Here is a 23680-nt window from a genome sequence, read left to right on the forward strand (position 1 = left end):
CACGCCGGGCGTGCGGGGCGCGCGGACGACGGGGCACCACCATCAGCCGGCCTGCGGCTTGTCGGCCTTCTTCACCGGGACGGTGCGCACCAGCCGCCGGTTGGCGAACTCGAACATGCCCAGCTCGGAGAGCTCGCGGCCGTACCCGGAGCGCTTGATCCCGCCGAAGGGCAGGTCGGGGAAGGACGCGGTGGGCTGGTTGATCCACACCATGCCCGCCTCGAGCCGCTCGGCGACGGCGGCGGCCCGGTCCGGGTCGCCGCTCATCACGGTGGCGCCCAGGCCGTAGACGCTGCTGTTGGCCAGCTCCACCGCCTCGTCGGCGTCCTTGACCTTGTAGACGACGGCGGCGGGGCCGAAGAGCTCCTCGGAGTACGCCCGCATCTCCGGCGTGACATCGGTGAGGATCGTCGGCTCGACGAAGGCGCCCGCGTGGTCGGGGCGCCCGCCACCGGTGACCACTGTGGCGCCCTTGTCGATCGCGTCCTGGATCTGGGCGTGCAGGTCCTTCGCCGCGCGCTCGCTGGACAGCGGCGCGAGCGATGTCTGGGGGTCGGCCGGGTCGCCCGGGGCAAAGGTGCCGAACGCCTGCTTGAGCCCCTCGACGAAGGGCTCGTACAGCTCCTCGGTCACGATCAGCCGCTTCGACGCGGTGCACGCCTGGCCGGTGTTCTGCATCCGGCCCGCCGTCGCGGCCTTGACCGTGGCGCCCATGTCCTCGGCGTCCAGCACGATGAACGGGTCGCTGCCGCCCAGCTCCAGGACCGACTTCTTGAGGTGCTTGCCGGCCAGGGCGCCCACGGAGCTGCCGGCCCGCTCGCTGCCGGTCAGGGTGACGCCCTGCACCCGCAGGTCGGCGACGACCTGCTCGACGTCCTCGATCCGCAGGAAGACGTTGGTGAACACGCCCGCGGGCGCGCCGGCGTCGGCGAAGAGGCGCTCGATCGCCTGCGCGCACTGCGGCACGTTCTCCGAGTGCTTCAGGACGATGGTGTTCCCCAGCACCAGGTTCGGGCCGGCGACCCGGACCACCTGGTAGAAGGGGTAGTTCCACGGCTCGATGGCGAACAGGACGCCGATCGGCTCGGTCTCCACGACGGCCTCGCCCTTGCCGAACATCGGCTGGATGTGCGTGGGCTCGAGGAAGTCGGCGCCGTTGTCGGCGTAGTACTTGAGGATCAGCGAGCAGAGCTTGAGCTCCCCGACGGCCTCGGCGTGGCGCTTGCCCATCTCGCGGGTGATCAGCCCGGCGTACTCGTCGGCGCGCTCGTCCAGCAGCTCGGCGGCGCGGGCCACGACGGCCGTGCGCTCGGCCAGGGGGCGTCGCCGCCACTCCTGGTAGGCGGCGTGCGCCCGGCCCACGACGCCGTCGACCTCGGCGGTGTCCAGGAACGGGAACTCCTGCTCGGTCTGGCCGGTGAAGGGGTTGACCGTCGCGTACGGGCGCGCCGCGGCGTCGCTGGCGGTCTTCGGGTGCTCGGTCGGGGGCTTCTGCGTCACGGTCACGCGGTGATCCTCGTCTCTCGTCGGCTGTTCCGACAGGGGGCTACCCGTGGCGGCCCGCGGCACGCACCGGCGGCCCGGTGTCGGCGGGGCCACCTACAGTGCGAACGGTCAGAGCCCGTGCCCGTCGAGGAGGCGCCCATGTGCGGTCGGTACGCGGCCAGCCGCAAGCCCGAGGACCTCGCGCTGGAGTTCGAGGCGGTGCCGGCCGCCGGGCAGGCCCCGCTGGCCGCCGACTACAACGTGGCGCCGACCAAGGACGTCTACGTCGTGCGGCACGCCAAGGAGCGGGACGCCGAGGGCCTGCCCACCGGCGGCGGGCACCGCGAGCTGCGCGCCGTCCGGTGGGGGCTGGTCCCGTCGTGGGCGAAGGACGTCTCGGTCGGCAACCGGATGCTGAACGCCCGCGTCGAGTCGCTCACCGAGAAGCCGGCCTTCCGGAAGGCGGCGGCCACCCGCCGCTGCCTGGTGCCGGCCGACGGCTGGTACGAGTGGGCCAAGCGGCTGGACTCCCCGGCCAAGCAGCCCTACTTCATCACCCCCGAGGACGGGTCGGTGCTGGCCATGGCCGGGCTGTGGGAGGTGTGGGGGACGGGCGAGGACCGCCTCTACACCTGCACCGTGGTCACCGCCCCCGCCGTCGGTGCGCTCGCCGAGATCCACGACCGGATGCCGCTGGTGCTGCCGCGGGACCGCTGGGCCGACTGGCTCGACCCGGCCAGGGAGGACGTCGCCGAGCTGGCGCAGCTGACGCCGCCCGAGGTGGTCGCGGGCCTCGAGCTGCGGCCGGTGGGTGCGGCGGTGAGCAACGTGCGCAACAACGGCCCGGAGCTGCTGGCCCGGGCCGATGCGGTGGCGGCGCCGGCCGACCAGCCGGCGCTCTTCTGACGTGGCGCCCGAGCAGGGGTCCACGCGCGCGGACGGGGCGCGGGACGCGCCGCCCGCACCTGGCGGCGCGCTGCCGACGTGGGTGGCGGCCGGCCTGACGTTCCTGAGCTCGGGCGCGGTGCTCGTCCTGGAGATCGTGGGGCTGCGGCTGATCGCGCCCTACGTGGGCGTCACGGTGCAGACCAGCACCGCGGTCATCGGCTTCGCCCTGGCGGCGATCGCCGCCGGCGCGTGGTTCGGCGGCGCCACCGCCGACCGCACCGACCCCCGGCGGCTCCTGGCACCGCTGCTGCTGGCCGGCGGCGCGCTGATCATCGCCGTGCTGCCCCTGGTCCGGTTCACCGGTGAGCTGCTCAGCGGGGCCGACGCCGGGGGAGTGCTGCTGCTGGCCGCCGTGGCGGTCGTGGTGCCGGCGGCGCTGCTGTCGGCGGTGCCGCCCATGGTGGTCAAGCTGCAGCTGGCCAGCCTCGACGAGACCGGTTCGGTGGTCGGGCGGCTGTCGGGCATCGGCACGCTGGGCGGCATCGCGGCGACGTTCGCCACCGGGTTCGTGCTCGTCGCGATCCTGCCCAGCAGCGTCATCCTGGTCGCCACCGGCGGGATCACCGTCGCCACCGGGCTGGCCGTCGCGCTGCTGCTGCGGCGGGGCAGCGGCGGGCGGCCGGTGCCGGCCGGGCTGCTGGTGCTGGCGGTGGCCGGCGGGGGCCTGGCGGCCGTCGCCCCCACGCCGTGCGAGGCGGAGACGGCCTACCACTGCGCCCGCGTGGTGGCCGACCCCGCGAACGACTCCGGCCGTGTGCTGCTGCTGGACACCCTGCGGCACTCCTACGTCGACCTCGAGGACCCCACCCACCTGGAGTTCCAGTACGTGCGGGCGATCGCCGCGGTCACCGACGCCGTCTTCCCGCCCGGCGAGCCGCTGTCGGCGCTGCACGTCGGCGGCGGGGGGCTGACCCTGCCGCGGTACCTGGCGGAGGTGCGGCCGGGGACGGAGAGCCTGGTGGTCGAGGTCGACCCCGGCGTCGTCGCGATGGACCGCGAGCAGCTCGCCCTCCAGACGTCGGCGGAGCTGCGGGTGCGGGTCGCCGACGGCCGGGTCGGGCTGGCCGAGGAGCAGGTGGGGGAGCGCGACCTCGTCGTCGGCGACGCCTTCGGCGGGTTGTCGGTGCCCTGGCAGCTGACCACCCGCGAGGCCCTCGAGCTGGTCGACCGCGCGCTCGCCGACGACGGCGTCTACGCGGTCAACCTCATCGACCACCCGCCGCTGTCCTTCGTCCGGGCGGAGCTCGCCACGATGCGGGCCGTGTTCGACCACGTGCTGCTCCTGGCGCGGGCGCCCGTACTGGCCGGGGAGGCCGGCGGCAACCTGGTCGCGGTCGCCTCCCAGCAGCCGTTGCCCGCCGAGGAGATCGCCGCCGCGCTGACCGCGCGGGACCTGGCCTGGCGGGTGGCGGAGGGCGCGGAGCTGGACCGGTTCACCGGCGACGCCGCCGTGCTCACCGATAACTTTGCGCCGGTCGACCAGCTGCTCAACCCGTACGGCTGACGCCCCTCACCGCCCGATCGGGGCGGTGCGGGCGCGGGTGAGCCGGACGAGGTCGCCCGGGGCGAGCTCCAGCTGCAGGCCGCGCCGGCCGCCGCTCACCATGACCGTGGCGAACTCCAGCGCAGAGGAGTCCACGACGGTGGGCAGCACCTTCTTCTGGCCCAGCGGGCTGATGCCCCCGAGCACGTAGCCGGTGGCCCGCTCGGCGTCGGCCGCCTCGGCCATCACCGCCTTGCGGCCACCCACCGCGGCGGCCAGGGCCTTGAGGTCCAGGGTGCCGCTGACCGGCACCACCGCCACGGTGAGGACGCCGTCGACGCGGGTCACCAGGGTCTTGAACACCTGGTGCGGGTCGGCCCCGAGCGCGGCGACCGCCGCCTCGCCGTGCCCCTGGTCGGCCGGGTGCTCGGGGTCGTAGGAGCGCAGCGCGTGCGCCACCGACGCCTTCTCCAGGACCCGCACCGCCGGGGTTGCCGCCACGGCGCCGCAGCCTAGCCAGCACCGCGCGGGCGGGAATGCCCGGCGGCGGGACCGCCGTTGCACCGCCCGTGAGCAGCACCGTCTCCAGCGCCCGCACGAGGACCGCGCGCCGACGTCCCCCGGGCCGTCCCGACGCCGCGCGGCTAGGATCGACCGATGTGGTGCCCCGCGTCCGGGGGCCCCAGAGAGGACGGTCGGTGCCTGAGGAGTCCGCGGTCGAGAACCCCGGCCAGATGCCCGTGGGGGCGCCCGTAGAGGTGCCCGAGGCCCGCGAGGGCGGCAGCCGCACGGAGCTGGCCGAGACCCGCGCCGAGCGCGACGCCCGCTTCGAGCGGGACGCGCTGCCCTTCCTGGACCAGCTGTACCCGGCGGCCCTGCGGATGACCCGCAACCCCGCCGACGCCGAGGACCTGGTGCAGGAGACGTTCGTGAAGGCGTACTCGGCCTTCCACCAGTTCGCCCAGGGCACCAACCTCAAGGCCTGGCTGTACCGGATCCTCACGAACACCTACATCAACAGCTACCGGAAGAAGCAGCGGCAGCCGCAGCAGTACCCCACCGAGCAGGTGCAGGACTGGCAGCTGTACGCGGCCGAGGAGCACAGCTCCACCGGGCTGCGGTCGGCCGAGATCGAGGCGCTGGACCACCTGCCGGACTCCGACATCAAGGAGGCCCTGCAGCAGCTGCCCGAGGACTTCCGGCTGGCCGTGTACCTGGCCGATGTCGAGGGGTTCGCCTACAAGGAGATCGCCGAGATCATGGGCACGCCCATCGGCACGGTGATGTCCCGGCTGCACCGCGGCCGACGAGGACTGCAGAAGCTGCTGGCCGACTACGCCCGTGAGCGCGGCTTCGTCCGCGCCGGAGCCGGTGAGGAGGCGAGCCAGTCATGAGCAGCGAGGCCCACGACGCCGGCGAGCCGATCGAGATCAACTCCTGCGACGACGTCCTGACGCACGTCTTCGAGTTCCTCGACCACGAGACGCCCGACGCCCGGCGTGCGGTCATCGCCGAGCACCTGGAGGACTGCTCGTCCTGCCTGCGCGAGTTCGGCATCGAGCAGGAGTTCAAGGCGCTGGTCCGCCGCCGCTGCGGCGGGGACAAGCCGCCCTCGGGTCTGCGCGACCGCATCAAGCTGCAGCTGACCACCGTCTCCATCGAGGAGGACGGCACGTCGGTCAGCGTGGAACGGCTGACCGTCGAGCGGTCCGGAGAGCGTCCCACCCCCGCGTGACGGGGGCGGGACGCCCCAGATCACGCGTTGGGGCGCTTGCCGTGGTTGGCCTTGTTCCCCTTGCGGGAGCGACGCTTGCGTCCACGCTTGGACATCGCTGCCCTCCTCTCACACTGCCGGTGGGCCGCTGGCCCGTGGATCCCGCGGGTACCGGAGCGGCGCACGGGGGGTGCGCGCGGCCGGGAGACCCGCCAAGCTGACGGGACAAGCCTCTCACGGGGGAACCCGGCCGTGCGCCGGGCAGGGCGATGCAGGAGGAACAGCAGTGCCGCAGCTGGGGATCGAGACCGTTCTCGTCGCGGGCCGGGGGCCGGCGGCGTGCGCCGTGGTCACCGCCTGCCAGCGGCTCGACCTCAAGGCCGTGGCGGTGCACAGCGAGACCGAGCGCGCCGCGCGGCACGTGCGCCTGGCCGACGACGCCGTCCTCCTCGGAGCCGCGCCGGCCGCGGAGTCCTACCTGGCCGTCGACCGCCTCGTGGAGGCCGCCCGCCGCAGCGGGGCGGACACGGTGCTGCCCGTGCCCCCGGCGCTGGCCGGCAACGCGACGCTCGCGGCCGCGGTCATCGCCGCGGGGCTGCGCTGGGCGGGGCCCGACCCGGACGTGCTCGAGCGGATCGGCGGGGACGGCGTGGAGCCGGCCAGCGAGCGCGGCCTCCTCGCCTGGGTGACCGCCGAGGGGCTCCGCTTCCCCACCCCCGTGGCCCGCGACCGCGCCGCCGGGATCGCGCGGGTGTCCTGGACCCCCGGCGCGACGGCGCAGCTGCCTCCGGCCGCCTCCCGCCTGGCCGAGGTGGGCTGGCGGGGGCTGGTCACCGTGGGCATCTCCCCGGACGGCGAGCTCGCCGAGGTGGCCGCCGGCTTCTCCCTGGACATGGCGGTGCTGGAGCGGGCGCACGGCGTGGACGCCGTGGAGCTCGCCCTGCGGAGCGCCGCCGAGCCCCGGGCCGACGATCCCGGGCCGGTCGGACGCGCGGAGCCGCAGGCCGCCGTCGTCGTCCAGCTCCGCTCGACGCTGCCCCCGGGCACCGCCGGACGGGTCCGCGGCCGGCTGCCCGGCTCGGCGGGCCGACCGCCGGCCCCGGACGGCGTGGACCTGCTCGCGGTCAGCGGGTACGACCCGGGCGACCGGCTCGACGGCTGGTACGACGCGCTCCTGGCCACGGTCAGCGCCGGAGCCGACGACGTCCCGACCGCGGCGCGGGCCGCCGGCCGGGCGCTGTCGGGGCTGCCGGACGTCGGCGTGCCCCACGACGGTGCGGAGGGGTGCGCCGTGCTCGGCCGGCTCGCCTCGGGTGCGACCGCGCCGGGGGCCGCCGCGCCGTCGGCCGTGCTTGGATGAGGCCTCACCCACAGCGAGCGCAGGAGGTCCCGGTGGCGGTCGAGGAGATCCACGCGGAGATGGTCTCCAGCGTGTGGAAGGTGCTGGTCCAGCCCGGGGCACCCGTGGCGGCCGGTGACACCCTCGTCATCCTCGAGTCGATGAAGATGGAGATCCCGGTGCTGACCGAGCGAGCGGGCACCGTGCAGGAGCTGCACGTGGTGGAGGGCGAGGTCCTCCAGGAGGGCGACCTCATCGCCACCGTCGCCGACGCCTGAGCCTCACAGGGGGTGGGCGTAGACCACCAGGTCGATGCCCGGGACCGGGCTCCAGTCCCGCTCGGGCAGCCGGGTGAACCCGAGCCGCTCGTAGAGCCGGTGCGCGGCGGTCATGCGGGTGCCGGTCGAGATGACGACCCGCCGCTTGCCGGCCGCGCGGGCACGGGTCAGGCACTCCTCGACCAGGGCGGTACCGACGCCGCAGCCCTGCGCCGCCGGATCGACGACGAGCATCCGGAACCCGGCCTCGTCGTCGGACTCCAGCACCTCGCCGAAGTCGCCGCCCGGTACGAACGCCACGCTGCCGACCAGGCGTCCCGCGCCGTCGCGGGCGACCAGCAGCTCGGCCACCCGCGCCCGCCCGGCCACGTCGGCCAGCTCGTCGGCGTACCCGGAGGAGGCGAGCCCCCCGCCCACGTAGACGTCGAGCGTGAGCGCCGCGATGCGGGCGTGGTCCTCGGGCGTGGCGGGATCGATGCGCAGGGCGGGGGCGGCGACCACGCCCGGAGCGTAGGTGGCCCGCCGGCGGCGGCCGCGCGGAGCCTGCGGGCAGGCCCGGGCCCGGTGCCCTTCTAGGCTCGGCGCACCATGAGCAGCCTCTCCGAGCGTCTCGCCCGCGGCACGGCGTCCACCCCCGACCAGGTCGACCACGCCCGCCGGCTGGTCGCCGACTGGCAGCTGCTGGCCGATCTGGCCTTCGCCGACCTCACCCTGTGGGTGCCGCTGGAGAGCGGCGCCTGGTGGTGCGTCGCCCAGGTCCGGCCGCTCACGGCGCCGACCAGCCGGCCGGAGGACATGGTCGGCGCGACCCTGGGCGCGGAGGACGCGCCCGCGTTCGCCACGGCCCACCGGGACGGACGCCCGTTCACCGCCGGCGAGCCGGACTGGTCGGGCAGCACCCCGCGCCGGCGGGAGGTCATCCCGGTCCGCCACGAGGGCGTCCCCGTCGCCGTCCTCGCCAAGGACACCAACCTGGCCGTCACCCGGTCGCCGTCGACGCTCGAGCTCACCTACCTCGACATCGCCGCCGACCTCTGCCTCATGGTGTCCGACGGAACCTTCCCGCCACCGAAGCAGCAGGACGCGGAGATGAGCCCCCGGGTCGGTGACGGGCTGGTGCGGCTCGACGCGGCCGGCCGGGTGAGCTACGCCAGCCCGAATGCGCTGTCGGCCTACCGGCGGATCGGCGTCGCCGGGGACCTGGCCGGGGCGAACCTGGCGGACGTCACCTGCCGGGCCGGCAGCGACCGGGTGGCCGCGGAGGCGGCGGCGGCCGGCATCACCGCGGCGGTCGGCGGGCGCTATCCCGACCCGGTGGACGTGGAGGCCGCGAGCGCCACGCTCCTGCTGCGGGCCCTGCCGCTGCAGGCGCCCGGCGGCGAGCACGGCGCGCTGGTGCTGGTCCGCGACGTCACCGACGTGCGTCGGCGCGACCGCGCACTGCTCACCAAGGACGCCACCATCCGGGAGATCCACCACCGGGTGAAGAACAACCTGCAGACGGTGGCCGCTCTGCTGCGGCTCCAGGCCCGCCGCATGACCGAGCCGGCCGCCCGGGCGGCGCTGGAGGAGTCGGTGCGCCGGGTCGCCTCCATCGCGGTGGTCCACGAGACCCTCGCCGGCAGCCGGGAGGACGTCGTCGACGTGGACGACGTGCTGGACCAGGTGCTGCCGATGCTGGGCGACCTGACCTCGGTCGGGCCGGCGGCCCGCACCCGCCGGCGCGGCTCCTTCGGCGAGCTGCCGGCGGTGGCGGCGACCCCGCTGGTCCTGGCGGTCACCGAGCTGCTGCACAACGCCGCCGAGCACGCCTTCGTCGGCGGCGAGCCGGGGACCATCGAGCTGGTCGCCGAGCGGGACGGGGACGACCTGGTCGTCCGCGTGCGGGACGACGGCCGCGGGTTGCCGCCGGGCTTCGATCCGGCCGCCAGCGACGGGCTGGGGCTGCAGATCGTGCGCACGCTCGTGGCCAGCGAGCTCGGCGGGAGCCTCGCCATGGGGTCGCCCGCGGACCGGCCGGGCACCGAGGTGGTCCTGACCCTGCCCGGGAGCGCCCGGCCGCGGCGCTGAGCGCGCGGGCCGGGGGAGGAGGCGCCGAGGCCGGTCCGGGACGGACCCGGACCGGCCTCGTGGCGGTCAGTGCGATCGCGGTGGTGCGGTGGGCTGCCGGGGAACCCCGGCAGCCGTCGTGGTGCTCCTGGTCAGGCGGTGTGGACCCGGGTCCGAGCCTGGCGGCGCTTCAGCGCGCGCCGCTCGTCCTCGGAGAGCCCACCCCAGACGCCGGAGTCCTGACCGGAGCGCAGGGCCCAGTCCAGGCACGACGAGACCACCGGGCAGCGCTGGCACACGGCCTTCGCCTGCTCGATCTGGACCAGGGCCGGGCCGGTCGTCCCGATGGGGAAGAACAGCTCCGGATCCTCGTCCCGGCAGAGCGCGCGGTGGCGCCAGTCCATGGCGTTGTACTCCTCGATGTCGTCTACGGTCGGTACGTCAGTCGCACAGCTCGGTCTGCCATCGCCGGGCCGACACCGGTTACCCAGCGCCATGGCGGCAGCGACTGCCTGCTTTGTTACCGGCAGGTTGCGTTCCAGCAGCGATGTTTTCACGTGCCGGACAACTGTCAAGGGAAACGCGGTCCGCGCTGACCCCCGCGTGAGCAACCTCACCACGGTCGTGCTAGGCCTGCCACTCGGCAGAGTCGGTGCCCGTGTGGCGGGCGCCGGAAACACCCGTCAGGCGATGACCCGCAGCGCATCGGGGACGTTCTGGATCCGGACGCCGGTGGCGGTGCCGAGATGGTCACCGTCGAGCTGCCAGCCCTGCGGCCGCACCGCGGTGACGGTGAGCTCCTGGAGGTCGTGCCACCGGTGCAGCCCGCGCCCGCGCAGGTCGGGTTCGGGGCGCATGGTCTGCCGGAGGGCGCGCAGCATGCGGGTCGTGCCGGTGCGCCCGAGGGCGAAGACGTCGAGCCCGGTGTCGAAGGAGGCCTGGGGGGTGGGGTTCACCGGCCGGGTGCCCAGGTACGTCCAGGGGCTGACGTTGGAGACCAGGCAGAGGAAGAGCCCCTCGAGGGGCGGTTCTCCCGGGACCTGGAGGGTCATGGCCGGCCGCCGGCGCTCACGGCCGAAGAGGAAGGCGCTGGTGCCCTCCCGGACGTAGAGCGCGCCGGTGGAGCGCCGGCCCTGCGCGCGGCGCGCCTCGACCCGGGCGATGACCTCGGCGTCGAAGCCGAACCCGGCGGCGAAGACGAACCAGCGGGGGTCGGTCCAGCCGGGCCCGTCGGCGGCGGCGTCGGCGCGCGCCACCGCCTCGGCGTCGGTGGGCGCCACACCGGTGACCGCGGCGGTGCTGGTGCCGGTCGCGCTGGCGGTGCCGAGCGAGACCAGCCGGGTGCGCCCGGCGCGCAGCGAGGCGAGGAGCTCCGCGGTCGCCTCCACCGGGTCCCGCGACCGGCCCAGCGCGCGGGAGAAGACGTTGGTCGAGCCGCCCGGGACGACCGCCAGCGTGGGCACCTCCGGCCCGGGGCCGTCGGTCAGCAGGCCGTTGACCACCTCGTTCACCGTCCCGTCACCGCCCAGGGAGACCACGACGTCGATCCCCTCGGCGGTGGCCTGGGCGGCCAGCTCCCGGGCGTGGCCCCGGTGGCCGGTCTCGGCGACGTCGACCTTGAGCTCGCTGGCGAGGGCGCCGACCAGCACGTTCCGCATGTTGGCGGTCGTGGTGGTCGCCGCCGGGTTGACGACCACGAGCGCACGCATGCCGCCAGGCTATCCAGCGCGGCCGCGGGTGCACGCGAGGTCGCGGGTCCGGTGTGGGCGGGGGATGCTGCTCCGCCGCGTAATCTCGGGGCGTGACCGAGGACCGGAGTACGCCGTCGCGGCCGCCGCGCGGGCTCGCCGACCGGCTGTTCGGCCCGACCGCGGCGCAGCCGGCGCCCCGCCCGGCGCGGCCGCACGGCGAGGCGCCCCCGTCCCTCCGGCGGGCCGCGCTGGCCGTCGGCGTCGAGTCCGCCGCGTTCACCCTCGGCGTGCTGGTCCTGCTCTACCTGACGCTCACCGGCAGCCCGGAGAGCGTTCCTCGGGCAGTGGCGGAGGTGGTCCTCGCCGCCCTCGCGGCGGGGGTGCTCGGCGCCGGAGCCGCGGGGCTGTGGCGGGTGGCCGGCTGGGCGCGGGGTCCGGTGATCGCCCTGCAGCTGTTCCTCGGCCTCACCGGGTTCACCCTGGCCTTCCCCGCCCAGCTGCCGCTGATCGGGCTGCCGATCCTCGCGCTGGTGGGCACGGTGCTCTACCTCCTGGCCACGCCGGAGTCACGGCTGGCCTACGCCGACCACTGAGGCCGGCCGTCGGGGCCCGGGCGGCAGGGTCGGGGCCTGCCTCAGACCAGGTCGATGACGTCGGCGATCGAGTCGCAGACGCGGCTGGGCCGGAACGGGAACCGGCTGACCTCCGAGGCGCTGGTCGACCCGGTGAGCACCAGCACCGTCTCGAGCCCCGCCTCGATCCCCGCGACGACGTCGGTGTCCATCCGGTCGCCGATCATGGTCGTGGACTCCGAGTGGGCCTCGATCCGGTTCATCGCGCTGCGGAACATCATCGGGTTCGGCTTGCCGACGAAGTAGGGCTTCGCGCCCGTGGCCGCGGTGATCATCGCCGCGACCGACCCGGTGGCGGGCAGCGGCCCCTCGGGGGAGGGGCCGGTGACGTCGGGGTTGGTGGCGATGAACCGGGCGCCCTTGCCGACCAGCCGGATGGCCCGGGTGATGGCCTCGAACGAGTACGTGCGGGTCTCCCCGAGGACGACGTAGTCCGGGTCGGTGTCGGTGAGGGTGTAGCCGGCCTCGTACAGGGCGGTGGTCAGCCCCGCTTCGCCGATGACGTACGCCGATCCGCCGGGCAGCTGGGAGGTGAGGAAGTCCGCCGTGGCGAGCGCGGAGGTGAAGATGGCCTCCTCGGGCACCTGCAGGCCGCCGCGGGCCAGGCGCGCGGCGAGGTCGCGCGGGGTGAAGATCGAATTGTTCGTGAGGACGAGGAAGCGGCGGCGCCGCTCCACGAGCCGGTCCAGGAACTCCTTGGCGCCGGGCAGGGCGTTGCCCTCGTGCACCAGGACGCCGTCCATGTCGGTCAGCCAGCACTCGGTGGCAGCACGCTCGGTGGTCACGACGCCACGCTAGTGCCCGGAGCGGCGCGCGGGCCGGTCAGCCCGCGGCGAAGCCGGTCAGCGCGTCGTCGGTGAGCCGGAAGACCGTCCACTCGTCCATGGGGACGGCGCCGGCCGCGCGGTAGAACTCGATCGACGGCGTGTTCCAGTCGAGCACCGACCACTCCAGCCGGGAGTAGCCCCGCTCCACGCAGACCTGCGCCAGCGTGCGCAGCAGCTCCCGGCCCAGACCGGTGCCGCGGTGCTGCGGCTGGACGTAGAGGTCCTCGAGGTAGATGCCGTGCGTGCCGCGCCAGGTGGAGAAGTTGAGGAACCACAGGGCGACGCCGACCACCTGGCCGTCGCGCTCGGCGACGTGGCCGAACAGCGCGGGGGAGTCGCCGAACAGGCAGCCGGCGAGCTGGTCCTCGGTGAGCCGCACCTCGTGCAGGGCCTGCTCGTAGTCGGCGAGCTCGCGGACGAGCCCGACGACGGCGGGGACGTCCGCGGGGCGGACCGGGCGGACGCTCAGGAGAGCACCTCCCTGAGCCGGGCGGGCACGAGCCGGCCCAGCGGGGCGAACACCGGCACGAGGACCGGTGCGAGCAGGTAGCCGTAGGCGAGGACGCAGCCGGTCACGACGGGGATGATCGCGAAGCCGACGACCAGCAGGATCGCCGCCGCCACGAGGCCGTAGGGGCGGCCGCTCTTCGGGCTGACCAGCGACCGGAACGACCGGAAGCGGACGTTCGTCACCATCAGCACCGCCGGCAGTGCCACCACCAGCAGCACCCAGAGCCGGTCCCGGCCCTCCATGTGGTCGCCGAAGGCGAACACCGAGGCCAGGACGACGCCGGCCGCGCCCGGGCTCGGCATGCCGATGAAGTACCGCTTGTCCGCCGTGGGGTCGATCGTGGTGTTGAAGCGGGCGAGCCGGATCGCCGCGCAGGCCACCCAGAGGAAGCAGACCACCCAGCCGAGGGGATCCCACTCGTCGCGCCCCTCGGAGAAGAGCGTGAACGCCAGCAGCGCCGGGGCCAGGCCGAAGGAGACGAGGTCGGCCAGCGAGTCGAACTGCAGCCCGAACGGGGTCACCGCACCGACCAGTCGGGCGACGGCGCCGTCGGTGATGTCGAAGAGCACCGACAGCCCGATCAGCACGGCGGCGAGGGTGTACTGCCCGCGGATCGACACCAGGATCGCGGCGAAGCCGCAGAGCATGTTGGCCAGGGTGAACAGGCTGGGCAGCGTCGCCAGGGCGCGGCGGCGGCTGCCCCGCACCGATCCGCGGACGAACTCGACGGTGGCCGTGCGGCGGGTCTGGGGTGGGCGCTGGCCGGACGCGGAGCTGGGCATGCCGCGCCTCAGCCGGCCGCGGGCCAGCGGGCGATGACGGTCTCGCCGCCCCGCACGCGCTGGCCCTTGGTCACGGTGATGGTGCACTCGGGCGGCACGAAGACGTCCATGCGCGAGCCGAACTTCATCAGTCCCATCCGTTCCCCGGTGGCCAGCGACTGGCCCGGGCCGGTGCGGGTGACGATCCGGCGGGCCAGCACCCCGACGATCTGGCGGAACACGACGGTGCGCGGCGCGGGGCCGGTGGTGTCGTGCAGCCGGATCTCGCTGCGCTCGTTCCGGTGCGCCGACTCCTTGCGGTAGGCCGCGAGGAAGCTGCCCTTGCGGTAGGAGCTCTCCACGACCTCCCCGCGGTACGGGGCCCGGTTGACGTGCACGTCCACCACGGACAGGAAGACGCTCACCTGCTGCCAGTCGCCGTCCGGGGCGACGCCGGGCTGCGGCTCGCCGGCGACCATGACCACGCCGTCGGCGGGGGAGAGGACGTCGTCGGGGCCGGGCGGGGTGCTGTCGCACTGCCGGTCGGGGTCGCGGAAGAACAGCGCCATGTATGCGGACAGGGCCAGCAGGGGCCAGGCGGCCAGGCGTGGCCAACGGCGGCCGGTGGCCCGGGCTCCCGCGGCGAGCAGGGCGGCCGGAGCCAGCGGTCCGGTGACGAAGGGCCAGCCGGCGGGGTCGATGCGCATCGTCCTCAGACGGTACCGGGAGGGTGGTCGCCGTTCCCGGGTGTGGCGGGCGTGGCGGCTCCAGACCGTCGGCCGCTCCGGACACGACGATGCCGGGCCACCCGTGGGGTGGCCCGGCATCGTCGCGAGGACCTCGCTCAGGCGGCTGCCTTGGTCTCCCAGAAGATCTTGTCGATCTCGGCGATGTAGTCGAGCAGCTTCTGGCCCTCGGCGGGGTCCATGCTGCCCTTGCCGCCGGCCGCGCCGGCCTGCTTGGTGGCCTTGTTGAACAGCTCGTGCAGGTGCGGGTACTTCTCGAAGTGCGGGGGCTTGAAGTAGTCGGTCCACAGCACCCACAGGTGGTGCTTGACCAGGTCGGCCCGGGCCTCCTTGATCAGGACGGCGCGCATCTTGAAGACCTCGTCGTCACTGGCCTGGTACTTCTCCTGGATGGCCTTGACCGACTCGGCCTCGATGCGGGCCTGGGCCGGGTCGTACACGCCGCAGGGGAGGTCGCAGTGCGCGGTGGCCTCCACGGCGGAGAACATGCGGAACAGACGCATGGGATGCCTCCGATGTCGTGGGGTGGTGTCGTCTGCGACCCTACTCGCGGTGATCGACGGCGACAGCGTGGACGAACGCGCATCCGGCCCGGTGGGGGCGTTGCCGCGCGCCTGGGTGCAGGTCCGGGTGACCGGCCCCTCCATGTCGCCGACCGTGCGGCCCGGGGACCGGCTGCTGGTCCGCCGGGTGCCAACGGGCACGGCGGCACCCGGTGAGGTCGTCGTCGCCCGCTTCCCCCGCCGGCCCGAGCTGCTGGTGGTCAAGCGGGTGCGCCACGCGGTTCCGGAGGGCCACTGGGTGGAGGGCGACAACCCATTCGGCTCCGACGACAGCCGCGCGTTCGGCCCCGCCGTCGTCGTGGGCCGGGTGGTCGGCCGGCTGTGGCCGCGCCCGGGGCGGCTGCCCGCCCCGCCCCCGCCGGACCTGCTCGCGGAGTAGCGGCTCAGGCGCCGTCCAGCTCCGCGTAGCGGGTGGCGCACGCGGCCATGGTGGGCAGCAGCCCCTGCTCGCGCGCCTCCATGAGCGAGGGGGCCGTCCGGTCCTTCGCCGACAGCTCGAGCTCGACGTCCGCGGGCCAGGGGAGGTCGAGCTCGGGGTCCAGCGGGTGGACGCCGAACTCCCGCGCCGGGTCGTAGCCGGAGGAGACCAGGTAGGTCACCGAGCTGGCGTCGGCGAGCGAGACGAAGGCGTGCCCGAGGCCCTCGGCCAGGTAGACCGCGCGCGGCTGCGCGCTGTCGAGCAGCACCGCCTCGTGGGTCCCGAACGTCGGCGAGCCGACCCGCACGTCGACGACGACGTCGAGCACCCGGCCGGCCGGGCAGTACACGTACTTGGCCTGCCCCGGGGGCACCAGCGCGAAGTGCACGCCGCGCAGCACGCCCCGGGCGGAGACGCTGTGGTTGGCCTGCGCGAGCGGGAGAGCGTGTCCCACACCCTGGGACAGCACGTCGGCGCGGTACCACTCGGTGAAACGCCCCCGCGTGTCGCCGTGCGGCACCAGGTCGAGCACGTAGCTGTCGGGCACGGCGAGTTCACGGATCTCCACGTGCTGACCGTAGCGACAACGGGCCCCCGACCCCCGGTTACGCTGCTGTGCCCATGAGCGGAAATGCCGGGCCCGGGCAGCACCTCAGCTCCGACCGTTTCGCCGACGACCCGGCCTTCGCCGTGCACGAGGGCGGCAAGCTCTCGGTCGCCGCCACCCGCCCGATCGGCTCGGTCGCCGACCTCGCCCTGACCTACACCCCCGGCGTCGCCCGGGTGTCCAGCGCTATCGCCGCCGAGCCCGAGCTGGCCCGCCGGTTCACCTGGGCGCCGCGGGTCGTGGCCGTCGTCTCCGACGGCACCGCGGTGCTCGGCCTCGGGAACATCGGGCCGACCGCGTCGCTGCCGGTCATGGAGGGCAAGGCCTGCCTGTTCAGCGAGTTCGCCGGCCTCTCGGCCGTGCCGATCGTCCTCGCGACCACTGACGTGGACGAGATCGTCGAGACGGTGGCCGCCATCGCGCCCTCCTTCGGCGGCATCAACCTCGAGGACATCAGCGCCCCGCGCTGCTTCGAGATCGAGGAGCGGCTGCGCGACCGGCTCGACATCCCGGTGATGCACGACGACCAGCACGGGACGGCGATCGTCGTGCTCGCCGCGCTGCGGAACGCCGCGCGCGTGGTCGGCCGGGACGTCGCGGACCTGCGCGTCGTCGTCTCCGGCGCCGGTGCGGCGGGGGTGGCCTGCACCAAGATCCTGCTGGAGGCGGGTGTGGGCGACATCGCCGTCGCCGACTCCCGGGGCATCTTGCACGCGGGGCGGGAGGCGCTGACCGGCACCAAGCAGTGGCTGGTGGAGAACACCAACGCGTCGGGGTTCGCCGGCTCCATGGTCGGGGCGCTGGCGGGTGCCGACGTCTACGTCGGCGTCTCCGGGGGGTCGGTGCCCGAGGCGGCGATCGCCTCGATGGCCCCGAACGGCATCGTCTTCTCCCTCGCCAACCCGATTCCCGAGGTCGACCCGGAGATGGCCGCGAGGTACGCCGCCGTCGTCGCGACCGGCCGCAGCGACCTGCCCAACCAGATCAACAACGTGCTGGCCTTCCCCGGTGTCTTCCGGGGGGCGATCGACGCGGGCGCCACCGGCATCACCGAGGAGATGAAGCTGGCAGCCGCCACGGCGATCGCCGACGTCGTCGTTGACGACCTGCGGCCCGACCACATCGTGCCCAGTCCGCTGGACCGCCGGGTGGCCACCGCGGTCGCCGAGGCCGTCGCCGCCTGCGCCCGGGAGCAGGGCATCACCCGCTGACCGGGGGCGCCCGGCGCCCGGTCCGACGGCCGGGGCCGGGCGCTGCTCAGTCGCCCTTCACGTTCACCAGCTGACGGAGCGTGTGCCGGATCTCCACGAGGTCCGCGGCGTCGGCCATCACCTGGTCGACGTCCTTGTACGCCGCGGGGATCTCGTCGAGGAAAGCGTCGCTGTGCCGCCACTCGATGCCCCGCATCGACTCCTCCAGCTGCGCGCGGGAGAAGGTCTTCCGCGCCCGGGTCCGGGAGAAGACCCGTCCCGCCCCGTGCGGCGAGGACTCGAGCGAGTCGGCGTTGCCGAGCCCGGCGACCACGTAGCTCGCCGTTCCCATCGAGCCCGGGATCAGGCCCGCCTGCCCCTTCCGCGCCTGGATGGCGCCCTTGCGGGACACCCACAGCTCCACGCCGAAGTGCTTCTCGCGCTGGGTGAAGTTGTGGTGGCAGTTGGTCCGCTCGAGCTCCGGCGTCTCGTCGGCCCGCATGTGCCGGGCCAGGCAGTCGGCGACCCGGTCCATCATCTCCTCACGGTTGAGCAGCGCGAAGTGCTGCGCCCACCGCAGCTCGGCGATGTACCGGTCGAACTCCGGCGTCCCCTCGTCCAGCCAGGCGAGGTCACGGTCGGGCAGGTCGAGGCCGTCGCGGCGGGCCCGCTCCTGCGCGATCGCGATGTGCTTCTGGGCGATCCTGTTGCCCACTCCGCGGCTGCCGGAGTGGAGGAACAGCCAGACGCGGTCCTGCTCGTCGGCCGTGACCTCGATGAAGTGGTTTCCCGAGCCGAGGCTGCCCAGCTGCATCGCCCAGTTCGGCGCCGTCGTCGTGACCGAGTGGAGCACCCGGTCACCGAGCTCCTCGGCCTTGGCCTCCAGCTCGCCGACTCGGCGGCGGGCGGTCCCGGTCAGCTCCTTGTTGTACTTCCCGGCCGACAGCGGCACGTTCCGCTCGATGTCCCCACGCAGCGGTGCCAGGGAGCCGCGGGAGCGGACCTCGTCGGCCGTCCAGGGCGTCCGGACGGCGATCATGCCGCAGCCGATGTCCACCCCCACGGCCGCCGGGATGATCGCCGCCCGGGTGGGCAGCACCGACCCCACGGTGGCGCCCTTGCCCAGGTGTGCGTCGGGCATGAGGGCCACGTGCGGGTCGACGATGTCGAGGGTGGCGGTGCGCTCGGCCTGCCGGCGGGTCTCGTCGTCGAGGATGCTCGCCCAGTTCAGGAGCTTGTCGGACAGTCTTTCCACGCCGCGAGTCTGCGGGTTCCGGGCCGGTCCGGCGAACGGTTTGCCGCGGACGGGGGCCGCGGGTACTGGTGGCGAATGGGAGCGAGCAGCGCGGCCGTCGCGGCCACCGGCCAGTGGGTGGACCCCGACGACGGCATCCGGTACCCCGCGGGGGAGGTGCACGCGTGGGAACGCGGCCGCAACGAGACGGTGTGCGGGCTGTCGCTGAGCCGGTCGCGGCTCACCTGCTTCCCGCACGTCGGCTGGCCCGACGCGCAGCCGGAGTCGGGGCGGCACGCGGAGGGCGTGCAGGCGGTGTGCCGGCGCTGCCGGGCCGGCCAGGGCGCCCGCCGGGACGAGCGCGGCTGGACCCGGAGCAACCCCCGCCCCTGACCCGGGCTCAGCCGGAGCTGAGCAGCCGGTCGACCAGCGGGTCGACCGCCGTGCGCAGGTCGGTGTTGAGGTAGGCGAACGCGACCGTGGCCACCACGAACAGCGGCACGAGGGCCACCTTCTCGATCGTGGCGCCAGTGCGGATGGGGGAGAGGGCGATCCGCTTCCGCTTGACCAGCCACAGCAACGGCACCGGGACGCCGGCGGTGGTGAGGGCGTCGCCGAGGATGTGCGTGAGCACCCCGGCGGCGACCGCCCAGGGCAGCCACGCCGGGCTGCCCATGGAGTCCAGCAGCAGCCAGGCGCCGCCCCAGGACAGCAGCAGGTTGCCCAGGATGGTGGTCTCGGTGCTGCCGGGGATGACGAAGTGCAGGGCGCGCAGCGCCAGCCCGATGGCCAGCGCGAGCAGCAGCAGGCTGGACCAGAAGGCCCCGGACGCCGCCACCGCCAGTGCGCCGAAGGCCAGGGGGGCGAGCACCGCGTCGTGCGTGCCCCAGCGGTGGCCGCCGGACAGCGCGCCGATCGCGCCCGCGGGCACGTCGGTGACCGGGCCCCACATGTCCGACACCGTGGAGTTGCGGTGGTCGAGGTCGGGCAGCATCGCGAAGCCGCCGACGGCGGCGATCCACGCGCCCTGGGCGACCGGCCCCGTGACGGGCGCCCAGGGCAGGGTCGCGGCGCCCGCAGCGAGTCCGGAGAGCGCGTGTGAGTGACCGAGCACCTACCGAGCGTGCCTTCTCGGCGGTGGCGCGCCCGGTAGGCGCACCGGGAGGGGCTTGCGCGGAAGCGCTCAGCCGAGCAGGGGACGGCACAAGGTCCGCACCAGCGGAGCCCAGGGATGGGCCCGGAGGGTCCTCGCTGGGATCCGCCGGAGGGCTTGGCGCAGCCGGGGGACGGCACCTGGCCGCGGTGCGATCCGGAGGATCGCGATGTCACCGCGGTGCGATCCGGAGGATCGCGATGTCACCGCGGTGCGATCCGGAGGATCGCGATGTCACCGCGGTGCGGTCCGGAGGATCGCGAAGTGCTCAGTCGAGGTCCTCGTCCGGGTCGGCGCCGCCGCGGGCGAGCCAGGTGGCCAGCCGTTCGACCGGCACCTCGAAGTCGGGGTGCTGGTCGACGAACGCCTGCATCTGGTCGGCCAGCCAGGCGAGGGTGACCTGCTCCTCGCCGCGTCGTCCGGCCAGCTCCTCGAGACCCCGGTCGGTGAAGTACATGCCGCAGAACCTACGACGCCCGGCCCTCCGAGGTGTTCGGGGGCCGGGCGTCGCGGGGTGGCTACCGGATCAGCGGGCGGGGCTCAGCGGGCGAAGGCCTCGGCCACGAGCTTGCGCTGCTCGACCTCGTGCACCTTGGCCGAGCCGACCGCCGGGCTGGCCGACGCCCGCCGGCTGACCCGCCGGAGCGCGCGGCCCTCGGGCAGCTCCTCCGGCAGGTTGACCGCCATGAACTGCCAGGCACCCATGTTCGCCGGCTCCTCCTGCACCCACACGACGTCCGAGGCGTTCGGGTAGCGCTCCAGCTCCGCCCGGATCTGCTCGGCCGGCAGCGGGTACAGCTGCTCGACGCGGACCACCGCGGTGTCGGCGCGGCCGTCGGACTCCCGCTGCGCCATGAGGTCGTAGGCGACCTTTCCGCTGCACAGCAGCACCCGCCGGACCGCCGAGGCGTCCAGCGGCTCGCCGCCCACACCGGTGTCGGGCAGCACCGGGCGGAACGCCTCGTCGGTGAAGTCGCTGACCGGGCTGACCGCCGCCTTGGCCCGCAGCAGGGACTTCGGCGTGAAAACGATCAGCGGCCGGTGCACGTCCGAGAGCGCCTGGCGGCGGAGCAGGTGGAAGTAGTTGCCGGGAGTCGTGCAGTTGGCGACGGTCATGTTGTTCTCCGCCGACAGCTGCAGGAACCGCTCGATGCGACCGCTGGAGTGGTCGGGTCCCTGCCCCTCCATGCCGTGCGGCAGCAGCATGACCACACCGGACCGCTGGCCCCACTTGGCCTCGCCGGAGCTGATGAACTCGTCGATCACCATCTGCGCGCCGTCGACGAAGTCACCGAACTGCGCCTCCCAGAGCACCAGGGCCTTGGGGTTGGCGACCGAGTAGCCGTACTCGAAGCCGACCGCGGCGTACTCGCTGAGCAGCGAGTCGTAGACGAAGAACTTCGCCTGCTCCTCGGTGAGGTTGGCCAGCGGGGTGTACTCCGAGCCGTTCTCCCGGTCGATGAGCACCGAGTGCCGCTGCACGAACGTGCCGCGGCGGGAGTCCTGGCCGGCCAGGCGAATGGGCACGCCCTCCATGAGCAGCGAGCCGAACGCCAGCAGCTCGCCCATCGCCCAGTCGATGCCGCCCTCGCTGGCCATCGCGGCCCGCTTCTCGAGCATCTTCTGCAGCTTCGGGTGGGGGTGGAAGTCCGGCGGGAAGGAGACGTGCGCGTCGCCGATGGCCTTCAGGACCTCCTGGCTGGTCGCCGTCTTCACCGTGGACTCCTGCGGCGTGCGCGGGTCCATGACCGGCTCGGGCTTGGAGGAGTCCTGCGCGTCGTGGGTCTCGGCGAAGGCCCGCTCCAGCTGGCCCCGGTAGTCCTTGAGAGCCTCCTCGGCCTCCTCGAGCGTGATGTCGCCGCGACCGACCAGCGCCTCGGTGTAGAGCTTCCGGACCGAGCGCTTGCGGTCGATGATGTCGTACATCTGCGGCTGGGTCATCGAGGGGTCGTCGCCCTCGTTGTGCCCGCGACGGCGGTAGCAGACCAGGTCGATGACGACGTCCTTCTTGAACGTCTGCCGGTACTCCACGGCCAGCCGGGCCACCCGGACGCAGGCCTCGGGGTCGTCGCCGTTCACGTGGAAGATCGGGGCGTTGACCATCCGCGCGACGTCGGTCGAGTAGAGGGTCGAGCGGGCCGAGCCGGGGCTGGTGGTGAAGCCGACCTGGTTGTTGATGACCACGTGCACCGTGCCGCCGGTGCGGTAGCCGCGCAGCTGGGAGAGGTTCAGGGTCTCCTGGACCACGCCCTGGCCGGCGAACGCGGAGTCGCCGTGCAGCAGGACGGGCAGGACGGTGAAGCCCTGCTCGCCCTTGTCGATCATGTCCTGCTTGGCGCGCACGATGCCCTCGAGCACCGGGTTGACCGTCTCGAGGTGGCTCGGGTTGCTGGCCAGCGAGACGGCGATCTCGGCGTCCGACTGGAACGGGTTGCGGAACTTGCCGGTGGCGCCGAGGTGGTACTTCACGTCACCGGAGCCCTGGACCGTGCCCGGGTCGATGTTGCCCTCGAACTCGCCGAAGATCTTGGCGTAGCTCTTGCCGAGCACGTTGGCCAGCACGTTGAGCCGGCCGCGGTGGGCCATGCCGATGGCGACCTCGTCGAGCCCGTGGTCGGTGCCGGCGATGAGCACCTCGTCGAGGATCGGGATGACCGACTCCCCGCCCTCGAGGCTGAAGCGCTTCTGGCCGACGTACTTGGTCTGCAGGAAGGTCTCGAAGGCCTCGGCGGCGTTGAGCCGGCCGAGCACGTGCTTCTGCTTCTCGCGGTCGGGCTGCTCGTGCTTGACCTCGATCCGCTCCTGGAGCCACTCGCGCTCCTCGGGGTCGGTGATGTGCATGTACTCGACGCCGACGGTGCGGCAGTACGAGTTGCGCAGCACGCCGAGGATGTCCCGCAGCGCCATGAGCCGCTCGCCGGCGAACCCGCCGACCGGGAACTTCCGGTCGAGGTCCCACAGGGTCAGGCCGTGCTGGAGGATGTCCAGGTCGGGGTGGGTGCGGACCTTGAACTCGAGCGGGTCGGTGTCGGCCATCAGGTGGCCGTTGCGCCGGTAGGACTCGATGACCTCGATGACCCGGGCTTCCTTGTCGATCTGCCCCTCGCGGGTGATCCGCGCGTCCGGCATCCAGCGCACCGGCTCGTAGGGGATCCGCAGCGAGCGGAAGATGTCGTCGTAGAAGCCGTCCTCACCGAGCAGCAGCGCGTGCAGCTTCCGGAGGAAGTCGCCGGACTCCGCGCCCTGGATGATCCGGTGGTCGTACGTCGAGGTCAGCGTGATGATCTTCGAGATGCCCATCTCGGTGAGCACCTCGGGGCTCATCCCCTGGAACTCGGCGGGGTACTCCATCGCACCCACGCCGATGATCGCGCCCTGGCCGGCGGTGAGACGGGGCACCGAGTGGTTGGTGCCGATCGTCCCCGGGTTGGTCAGGCTGATCGTGGTGCCGGAGAAGTCCTCCATCGTCAGCTTGTTGTTCCGGGCACGGCGGATGATGTCCTCGTAGGCGGCCCAGAAGGCGGCGAAGTCCATCTGCTCGGCGGCCTTGATCGAGGCCACCACGAGCGAGCGCGAGCCGTCGGGCTTGGGCAGGTCGATGGCCAGCCCGAAGTTCACGTGCTCGGGGCGCACGAGCACCGGCTTGCCGTCGACCTCGGCGAAGGCGCTGTTCATGTTCGGGAACGCGTCGAGCGCCCGGACCAGCGCGTAGCCGATCAGGTGCGTGAAGGAGATCTTGCCGCCGCGGGTGCGGGCCAGGTGGTTGTTGATGACGATCCGCTGGTCGACCAGCAGCTTGGCCGGGACCGCGCGCACGCTCGTCGCCGTCGGCACGGTCAGCGAGGCGTTCATGTTCTTGACCACGGCGGCGGCGGCGCCGCGCAGCGGGGACTGCGTGCCCGCGCCGCCCGGCGGCTTGGGCGCGGCGGCCTTGGGGCTGTCGGCCTTGGGGGCGTCGGCCTTGGGGGCGTCGGCCTTGGGGGCGTCGGCCTTGGGGGCGTCGGCCTTGGGGGCGTCGGCCTTGGGGGGGTCGGCCTTGGGGGGGTCGGCC

At 73.8% G+C, this 23680-nt stretch carries 27 protein-coding genes; 11 read left to right on the forward strand and 16 right to left on the reverse strand.

Annotated features, from left to right (window positions below):
- Nucleotides 1–42: 42 nt before the first annotated feature.
- Nucleotides 43–1506 carry an NAD-dependent succinate-semialdehyde dehydrogenase gene (locus BD833_RS05110; RefSeq protein WP_166532010.1) on the reverse strand — a complete coding sequence of 488 codons (1464 nt, stop codon included), beginning with the start codon at nt 1504–1506 and terminating at the stop codon, nt 43–45.
- 138 nt (nt 1507–1644) lie between these two features.
- Between BD833_RS05110 and BD833_RS05115 the strand changes: the two genes are divergently transcribed.
- Together BD833_RS05115 and BD833_RS05120 are read left to right on the forward strand one after the other, a co-directional pair.
- Entirely contained in the window at nt 1645–2391 is a 747-nt protein-coding gene (locus BD833_RS05115; protein WP_166532011.1) for an SOS response-associated peptidase, read from the forward strand.
- Between the two features lies 1 nt (nt 2392).
- Nucleotides 2393–3937, forward strand: a complete 1545-nt coding sequence (locus tag BD833_RS05120) for a fused MFS/spermidine synthase (protein ID WP_243737454.1) — start codon at nt 2393–2395, stop codon at nt 3935–3937.
- A gap of 6 nt (nt 3938–3943) precedes the next feature.
- Here BD833_RS05120 and ybaK read toward each other — a convergent pair whose 3' ends face one another.
- Nucleotides 3944–4417 (reverse strand): Cys-tRNA(Pro) deacylase, encoded by a 474-nt coding sequence (gene ybaK, locus BD833_RS05125; protein WP_166532013.1) that lies wholly within the window; start codon nt 4415–4417, stop codon nt 3944–3946.
- A 197-nt stretch (nt 4418–4614) separates the two neighbouring features.
- On the opposite strand from ybaK, the gene BD833_RS05130 reads away from it, so the two are divergent.
- Both BD833_RS05130 and rsrA read left to right on the forward strand, forming a co-directional pair.
- Nucleotides 4615–5310 (forward strand): sigma-70 family RNA polymerase sigma factor, encoded by a 696-nt coding sequence (locus BD833_RS05130; protein ID WP_166532014.1) that lies wholly within the window; start codon nt 4615–4617, stop codon nt 5308–5310.
- Nucleotides 5307–5651 (forward strand): mycothiol system anti-sigma-R factor, encoded by a 345-nt coding sequence (rsrA, locus tag BD833_RS05135; RefSeq protein ID WP_166532015.1) that lies wholly within the window; start codon nt 5307–5309, stop codon nt 5649–5651. The genes BD833_RS05130 and rsrA overlap by 4 nt, the downstream gene beginning before the upstream one ends.
- A gap of 20 nt (nt 5652–5671) precedes the next feature.
- Here rsrA and BD833_RS23445 read toward each other — a convergent pair whose 3' ends face one another.
- Nucleotides 5672–5746, reverse strand: a complete 75-nt coding sequence (locus BD833_RS23445) for a 50S ribosomal protein bL37 (RefSeq protein WP_014377707.1) — start codon at nt 5744–5746, stop codon at nt 5672–5674.
- Between the two features lie 170 nt (nt 5747–5916).
- Here BD833_RS23445 and BD833_RS05140 point away from each other — a divergent pair, with 170 nt between their 5' ends.
- Both BD833_RS05140 and BD833_RS05145 read left to right on the forward strand, forming a co-directional pair.
- A complete protein-coding gene (locus BD833_RS05140) occupies nt 5917–6990 on the forward strand; it encodes a biotin carboxylase N-terminal domain-containing protein (RefSeq protein WP_166532016.1) in 1074 nt (357 codons plus the stop codon).
- A 32-nt stretch (nt 6991–7022) separates the two neighbouring features.
- Nucleotides 7023–7247: a biotin/lipoyl-binding carrier protein gene (locus tag BD833_RS05145; RefSeq protein ID WP_208092339.1), complete on the forward strand. Its 225-nt coding sequence runs from the start codon at nt 7023–7025 to the stop codon at nt 7245–7247.
- Between the two features lie 3 nt (nt 7248–7250).
- Here the strand turns inward: BD833_RS05145 and BD833_RS05150 are convergent, their stop codons facing one another.
- Nucleotides 7251–7748 carry a GNAT family N-acetyltransferase gene (locus BD833_RS05150; RefSeq protein WP_208092340.1) on the reverse strand — a complete coding sequence of 166 codons (498 nt, stop codon included), beginning with the start codon at nt 7746–7748 and terminating at the stop codon, nt 7251–7253.
- A gap of 87 nt (nt 7749–7835) precedes the next feature.
- On the opposite strand from BD833_RS05150, the gene BD833_RS05155 reads away from it, so the two are divergent.
- A complete protein-coding gene (locus tag BD833_RS05155; protein ID WP_166532018.1) occupies nt 7836–9317 on the forward strand; it encodes a sensor histidine kinase in 1482 nt (493 codons plus the stop codon).
- A 131-nt stretch (nt 9318–9448) separates the two neighbouring features.
- On the opposite strand, the gene BD833_RS05160 is transcribed toward BD833_RS05155, so the two are convergent.
- Entirely contained in the window at nt 9449–9700 is a 252-nt protein-coding gene (locus BD833_RS05160) for a WhiB family transcriptional regulator (protein ID WP_091928851.1), read from the reverse strand.
- A gap of 279 nt (nt 9701–9979) precedes the next feature.
- Complete coding sequence (locus BD833_RS05165; protein ID WP_166532019.1) at nt 9980–11005, reverse strand: diacylglycerol/lipid kinase family protein; 1026 nt, start codon at nt 11003–11005, stop codon at nt 9980–9982.
- A gap of 92 nt (nt 11006–11097) precedes the next feature.
- Here BD833_RS05165 and BD833_RS05170 point away from each other — a divergent pair, with 92 nt between their 5' ends.
- A complete protein-coding gene (locus BD833_RS05170) occupies nt 11098–11580 on the forward strand; it encodes a hypothetical protein (protein ID WP_166532020.1) in 483 nt (160 codons plus the stop codon).
- Nucleotides 11581–11621: 41 nt separating this feature from the next.
- Here BD833_RS05170 and BD833_RS05175 read toward each other — a convergent pair whose 3' ends face one another.
- The 5 genes from BD833_RS05175 to sodN all read right to left on the reverse strand — a co-directional run bounded on the left by BD833_RS05175 (nt 11622) and on the right by sodN (nt 14967).
- Nucleotides 11622–12404, reverse strand: a complete 783-nt coding sequence (locus BD833_RS05175) for an HAD-IIA family hydrolase (protein WP_208092341.1) — start codon at nt 12402–12404, stop codon at nt 11622–11624.
- Between the two features lie 37 nt (nt 12405–12441).
- On the reverse strand, nt 12442–12825 hold the full coding sequence (locus BD833_RS05180; protein ID WP_243737455.1) for a GNAT family N-acetyltransferase: 384 nt from the start codon (nt 12823–12825) through the stop codon (nt 12442–12444).
- 86 nt (nt 12826–12911) lie between these two features.
- Nucleotides 12912–13739: a CDP-diacylglycerol--serine O-phosphatidyltransferase gene (pssA, locus tag BD833_RS05185; RefSeq protein ID WP_166532021.1), complete on the reverse strand. Its 828-nt coding sequence runs from the start codon at nt 13737–13739 to the stop codon at nt 12912–12914.
- A gap of 8 nt (nt 13740–13747) precedes the next feature.
- A complete protein-coding gene (locus BD833_RS05190) occupies nt 13748–14425 on the reverse strand; it encodes a phosphatidylserine decarboxylase (protein ID WP_166532022.1) in 678 nt (225 codons plus the stop codon).
- Nucleotides 14426–14562: 137 nt separating this feature from the next.
- Complete coding sequence (gene sodN / locus BD833_RS05195; RefSeq protein ID WP_113830630.1) at nt 14563–14967, reverse strand: superoxide dismutase, Ni; 405 nt, start codon at nt 14965–14967, stop codon at nt 14563–14565.
- A 49-nt stretch (nt 14968–15016) separates the two neighbouring features.
- Here sodN and BD833_RS05200 point away from each other — a divergent pair, with 49 nt between their 5' ends.
- Nucleotides 15017–15406: a S26 family signal peptidase gene (locus BD833_RS05200; RefSeq protein ID WP_243737456.1), complete on the forward strand. Its 390-nt coding sequence runs from the start codon at nt 15017–15019 to the stop codon at nt 15404–15406.
- Between the two features lie 4 nt (nt 15407–15410).
- On the opposite strand, the gene BD833_RS05205 is transcribed toward BD833_RS05200, so the two are convergent.
- Nucleotides 15411–16013 carry a dTDP-4-dehydrorhamnose 3,5-epimerase family protein gene (locus BD833_RS05205; protein WP_166532024.1) on the reverse strand — a complete coding sequence of 201 codons (603 nt, stop codon included), beginning with the start codon at nt 16011–16013 and terminating at the stop codon, nt 15411–15413.
- A gap of 53 nt (nt 16014–16066) precedes the next feature.
- Here BD833_RS05205 and BD833_RS05210 point away from each other — a divergent pair, with 53 nt between their 5' ends.
- Nucleotides 16067–17263: an NAD(P)-dependent malic enzyme gene (locus BD833_RS05210; RefSeq protein WP_166532025.1), complete on the forward strand. Its 1197-nt coding sequence runs from the start codon at nt 16067–16069 to the stop codon at nt 17261–17263.
- Nucleotides 17264–17309: 46 nt separating this feature from the next.
- On the opposite strand, the gene BD833_RS05215 is transcribed toward BD833_RS05210, so the two are convergent.
- Complete coding sequence (locus tag BD833_RS05215; protein WP_166532026.1) at nt 17310–18497, reverse strand: RtcB family protein; 1188 nt, start codon at nt 18495–18497, stop codon at nt 17310–17312.
- A 75-nt stretch (nt 18498–18572) separates the two neighbouring features.
- Here BD833_RS05215 and BD833_RS05220 point away from each other — a divergent pair, with 75 nt between their 5' ends.
- Entirely contained in the window at nt 18573–18869 is a 297-nt protein-coding gene (locus BD833_RS05220; RefSeq protein ID WP_166532027.1) for a hypothetical protein, read from the forward strand.
- Nucleotides 18870–18876: 7 nt separating this feature from the next.
- On the opposite strand, the gene BD833_RS05225 is transcribed toward BD833_RS05220, so the two are convergent.
- The 3 genes from BD833_RS05225 to BD833_RS05235 form a co-directional block, all read right to left on the reverse strand.
- Complete coding sequence (locus BD833_RS05225) at nt 18877–19590, reverse strand: metal-dependent hydrolase (protein ID WP_166532028.1); 714 nt, start codon at nt 19588–19590, stop codon at nt 18877–18879.
- 307 nt (nt 19591–19897) lie between these two features.
- A complete protein-coding gene (locus BD833_RS05230; protein ID WP_166532029.1) occupies nt 19898–20086 on the reverse strand; it encodes a DUF6104 family protein in 189 nt (62 codons plus the stop codon).
- An 83-nt stretch (nt 20087–20169) separates the two neighbouring features.
- The coding region (locus BD833_RS05235) for a multifunctional oxoglutarate decarboxylase/oxoglutarate dehydrogenase thiamine pyrophosphate-binding subunit/dihydrolipoyllysine-residue succinyltransferase subunit (RefSeq protein WP_243737457.1) at nt 20170–23680 on the reverse strand (3511 nt) is incomplete at its 5' end.

This window comes from Blastococcus xanthinilyticus, from assembly GCF_008124835.1.
In the GTDB taxonomy this organism is placed as follows: domain Bacteria; phylum Actinomycetota; class Actinomycetes; order Mycobacteriales; family Geodermatophilaceae; genus Blastococcus; species Blastococcus xanthinilyticus.

Bases quoted from the DNA above. Each gene is read 5' to 3' on its own strand.
- BD833_RS05115 (WP_166532011.1), top strand. From the start codon at position 1,645: ATGTGCGGTCGGTACGCGGCCAGCCGCAAGCCCGAGGACCTCGCGCTG.
- rsrA (WP_166532015.1), top strand. From the start codon at position 5,307: ATGAGCAGCGAGGCCCACGACGCCGGCGAGCCGATCGAGATCAACTCC.
- BD833_RS05155 (WP_166532018.1), top strand. From the start codon at position 7,836: ATGAGCAGCCTCTCCGAGCGTCTCGCCCGCGGCACGGCGTCCACCCCC.
- BD833_RS05160 (WP_091928851.1), bottom strand. From the start codon at position 9,700: ATGGACTGGCGCCACCGCGCGCTCTGCCGGGACGAGGATCCGGAGCTG.
- BD833_RS05165 (WP_166532019.1), bottom strand. From the start codon at position 11,005: ATGCGTGCGCTCGTGGTCGTCAACCCGGCGGCGACCACCACGACCGCC.
- pssA (WP_166532021.1), bottom strand. From the start codon at position 13,739: ATGCCCAGCTCCGCGTCCGGCCAGCGCCCACCCCAGACCCGCCGCACG.
- BD833_RS05190 (WP_166532022.1), bottom strand. From the start codon at position 14,425: ATGCGCATCGACCCCGCCGGCTGGCCCTTCGTCACCGGACCGCTGGCT.
- sodN (WP_113830630.1), bottom strand. From the start codon at position 14,967: ATGCGTCTGTTCCGCATGTTCTCCGCCGTGGAGGCCACCGCGCACTGC.
- BD833_RS05210 (WP_166532025.1), top strand. From the start codon at position 16,067: ATGAGCGGAAATGCCGGGCCCGGGCAGCACCTCAGCTCCGACCGTTTC.
- BD833_RS05220 (WP_166532027.1), top strand. From the start codon at position 18,573: ATGGGAGCGAGCAGCGCGGCCGTCGCGGCCACCGGCCAGTGGGTGGAC.
- BD833_RS05230 (WP_166532029.1), bottom strand. From the start codon at position 20,086: ATGTACTTCACCGACCGGGGTCTCGAGGAGCTGGCCGGACGACGCGGC.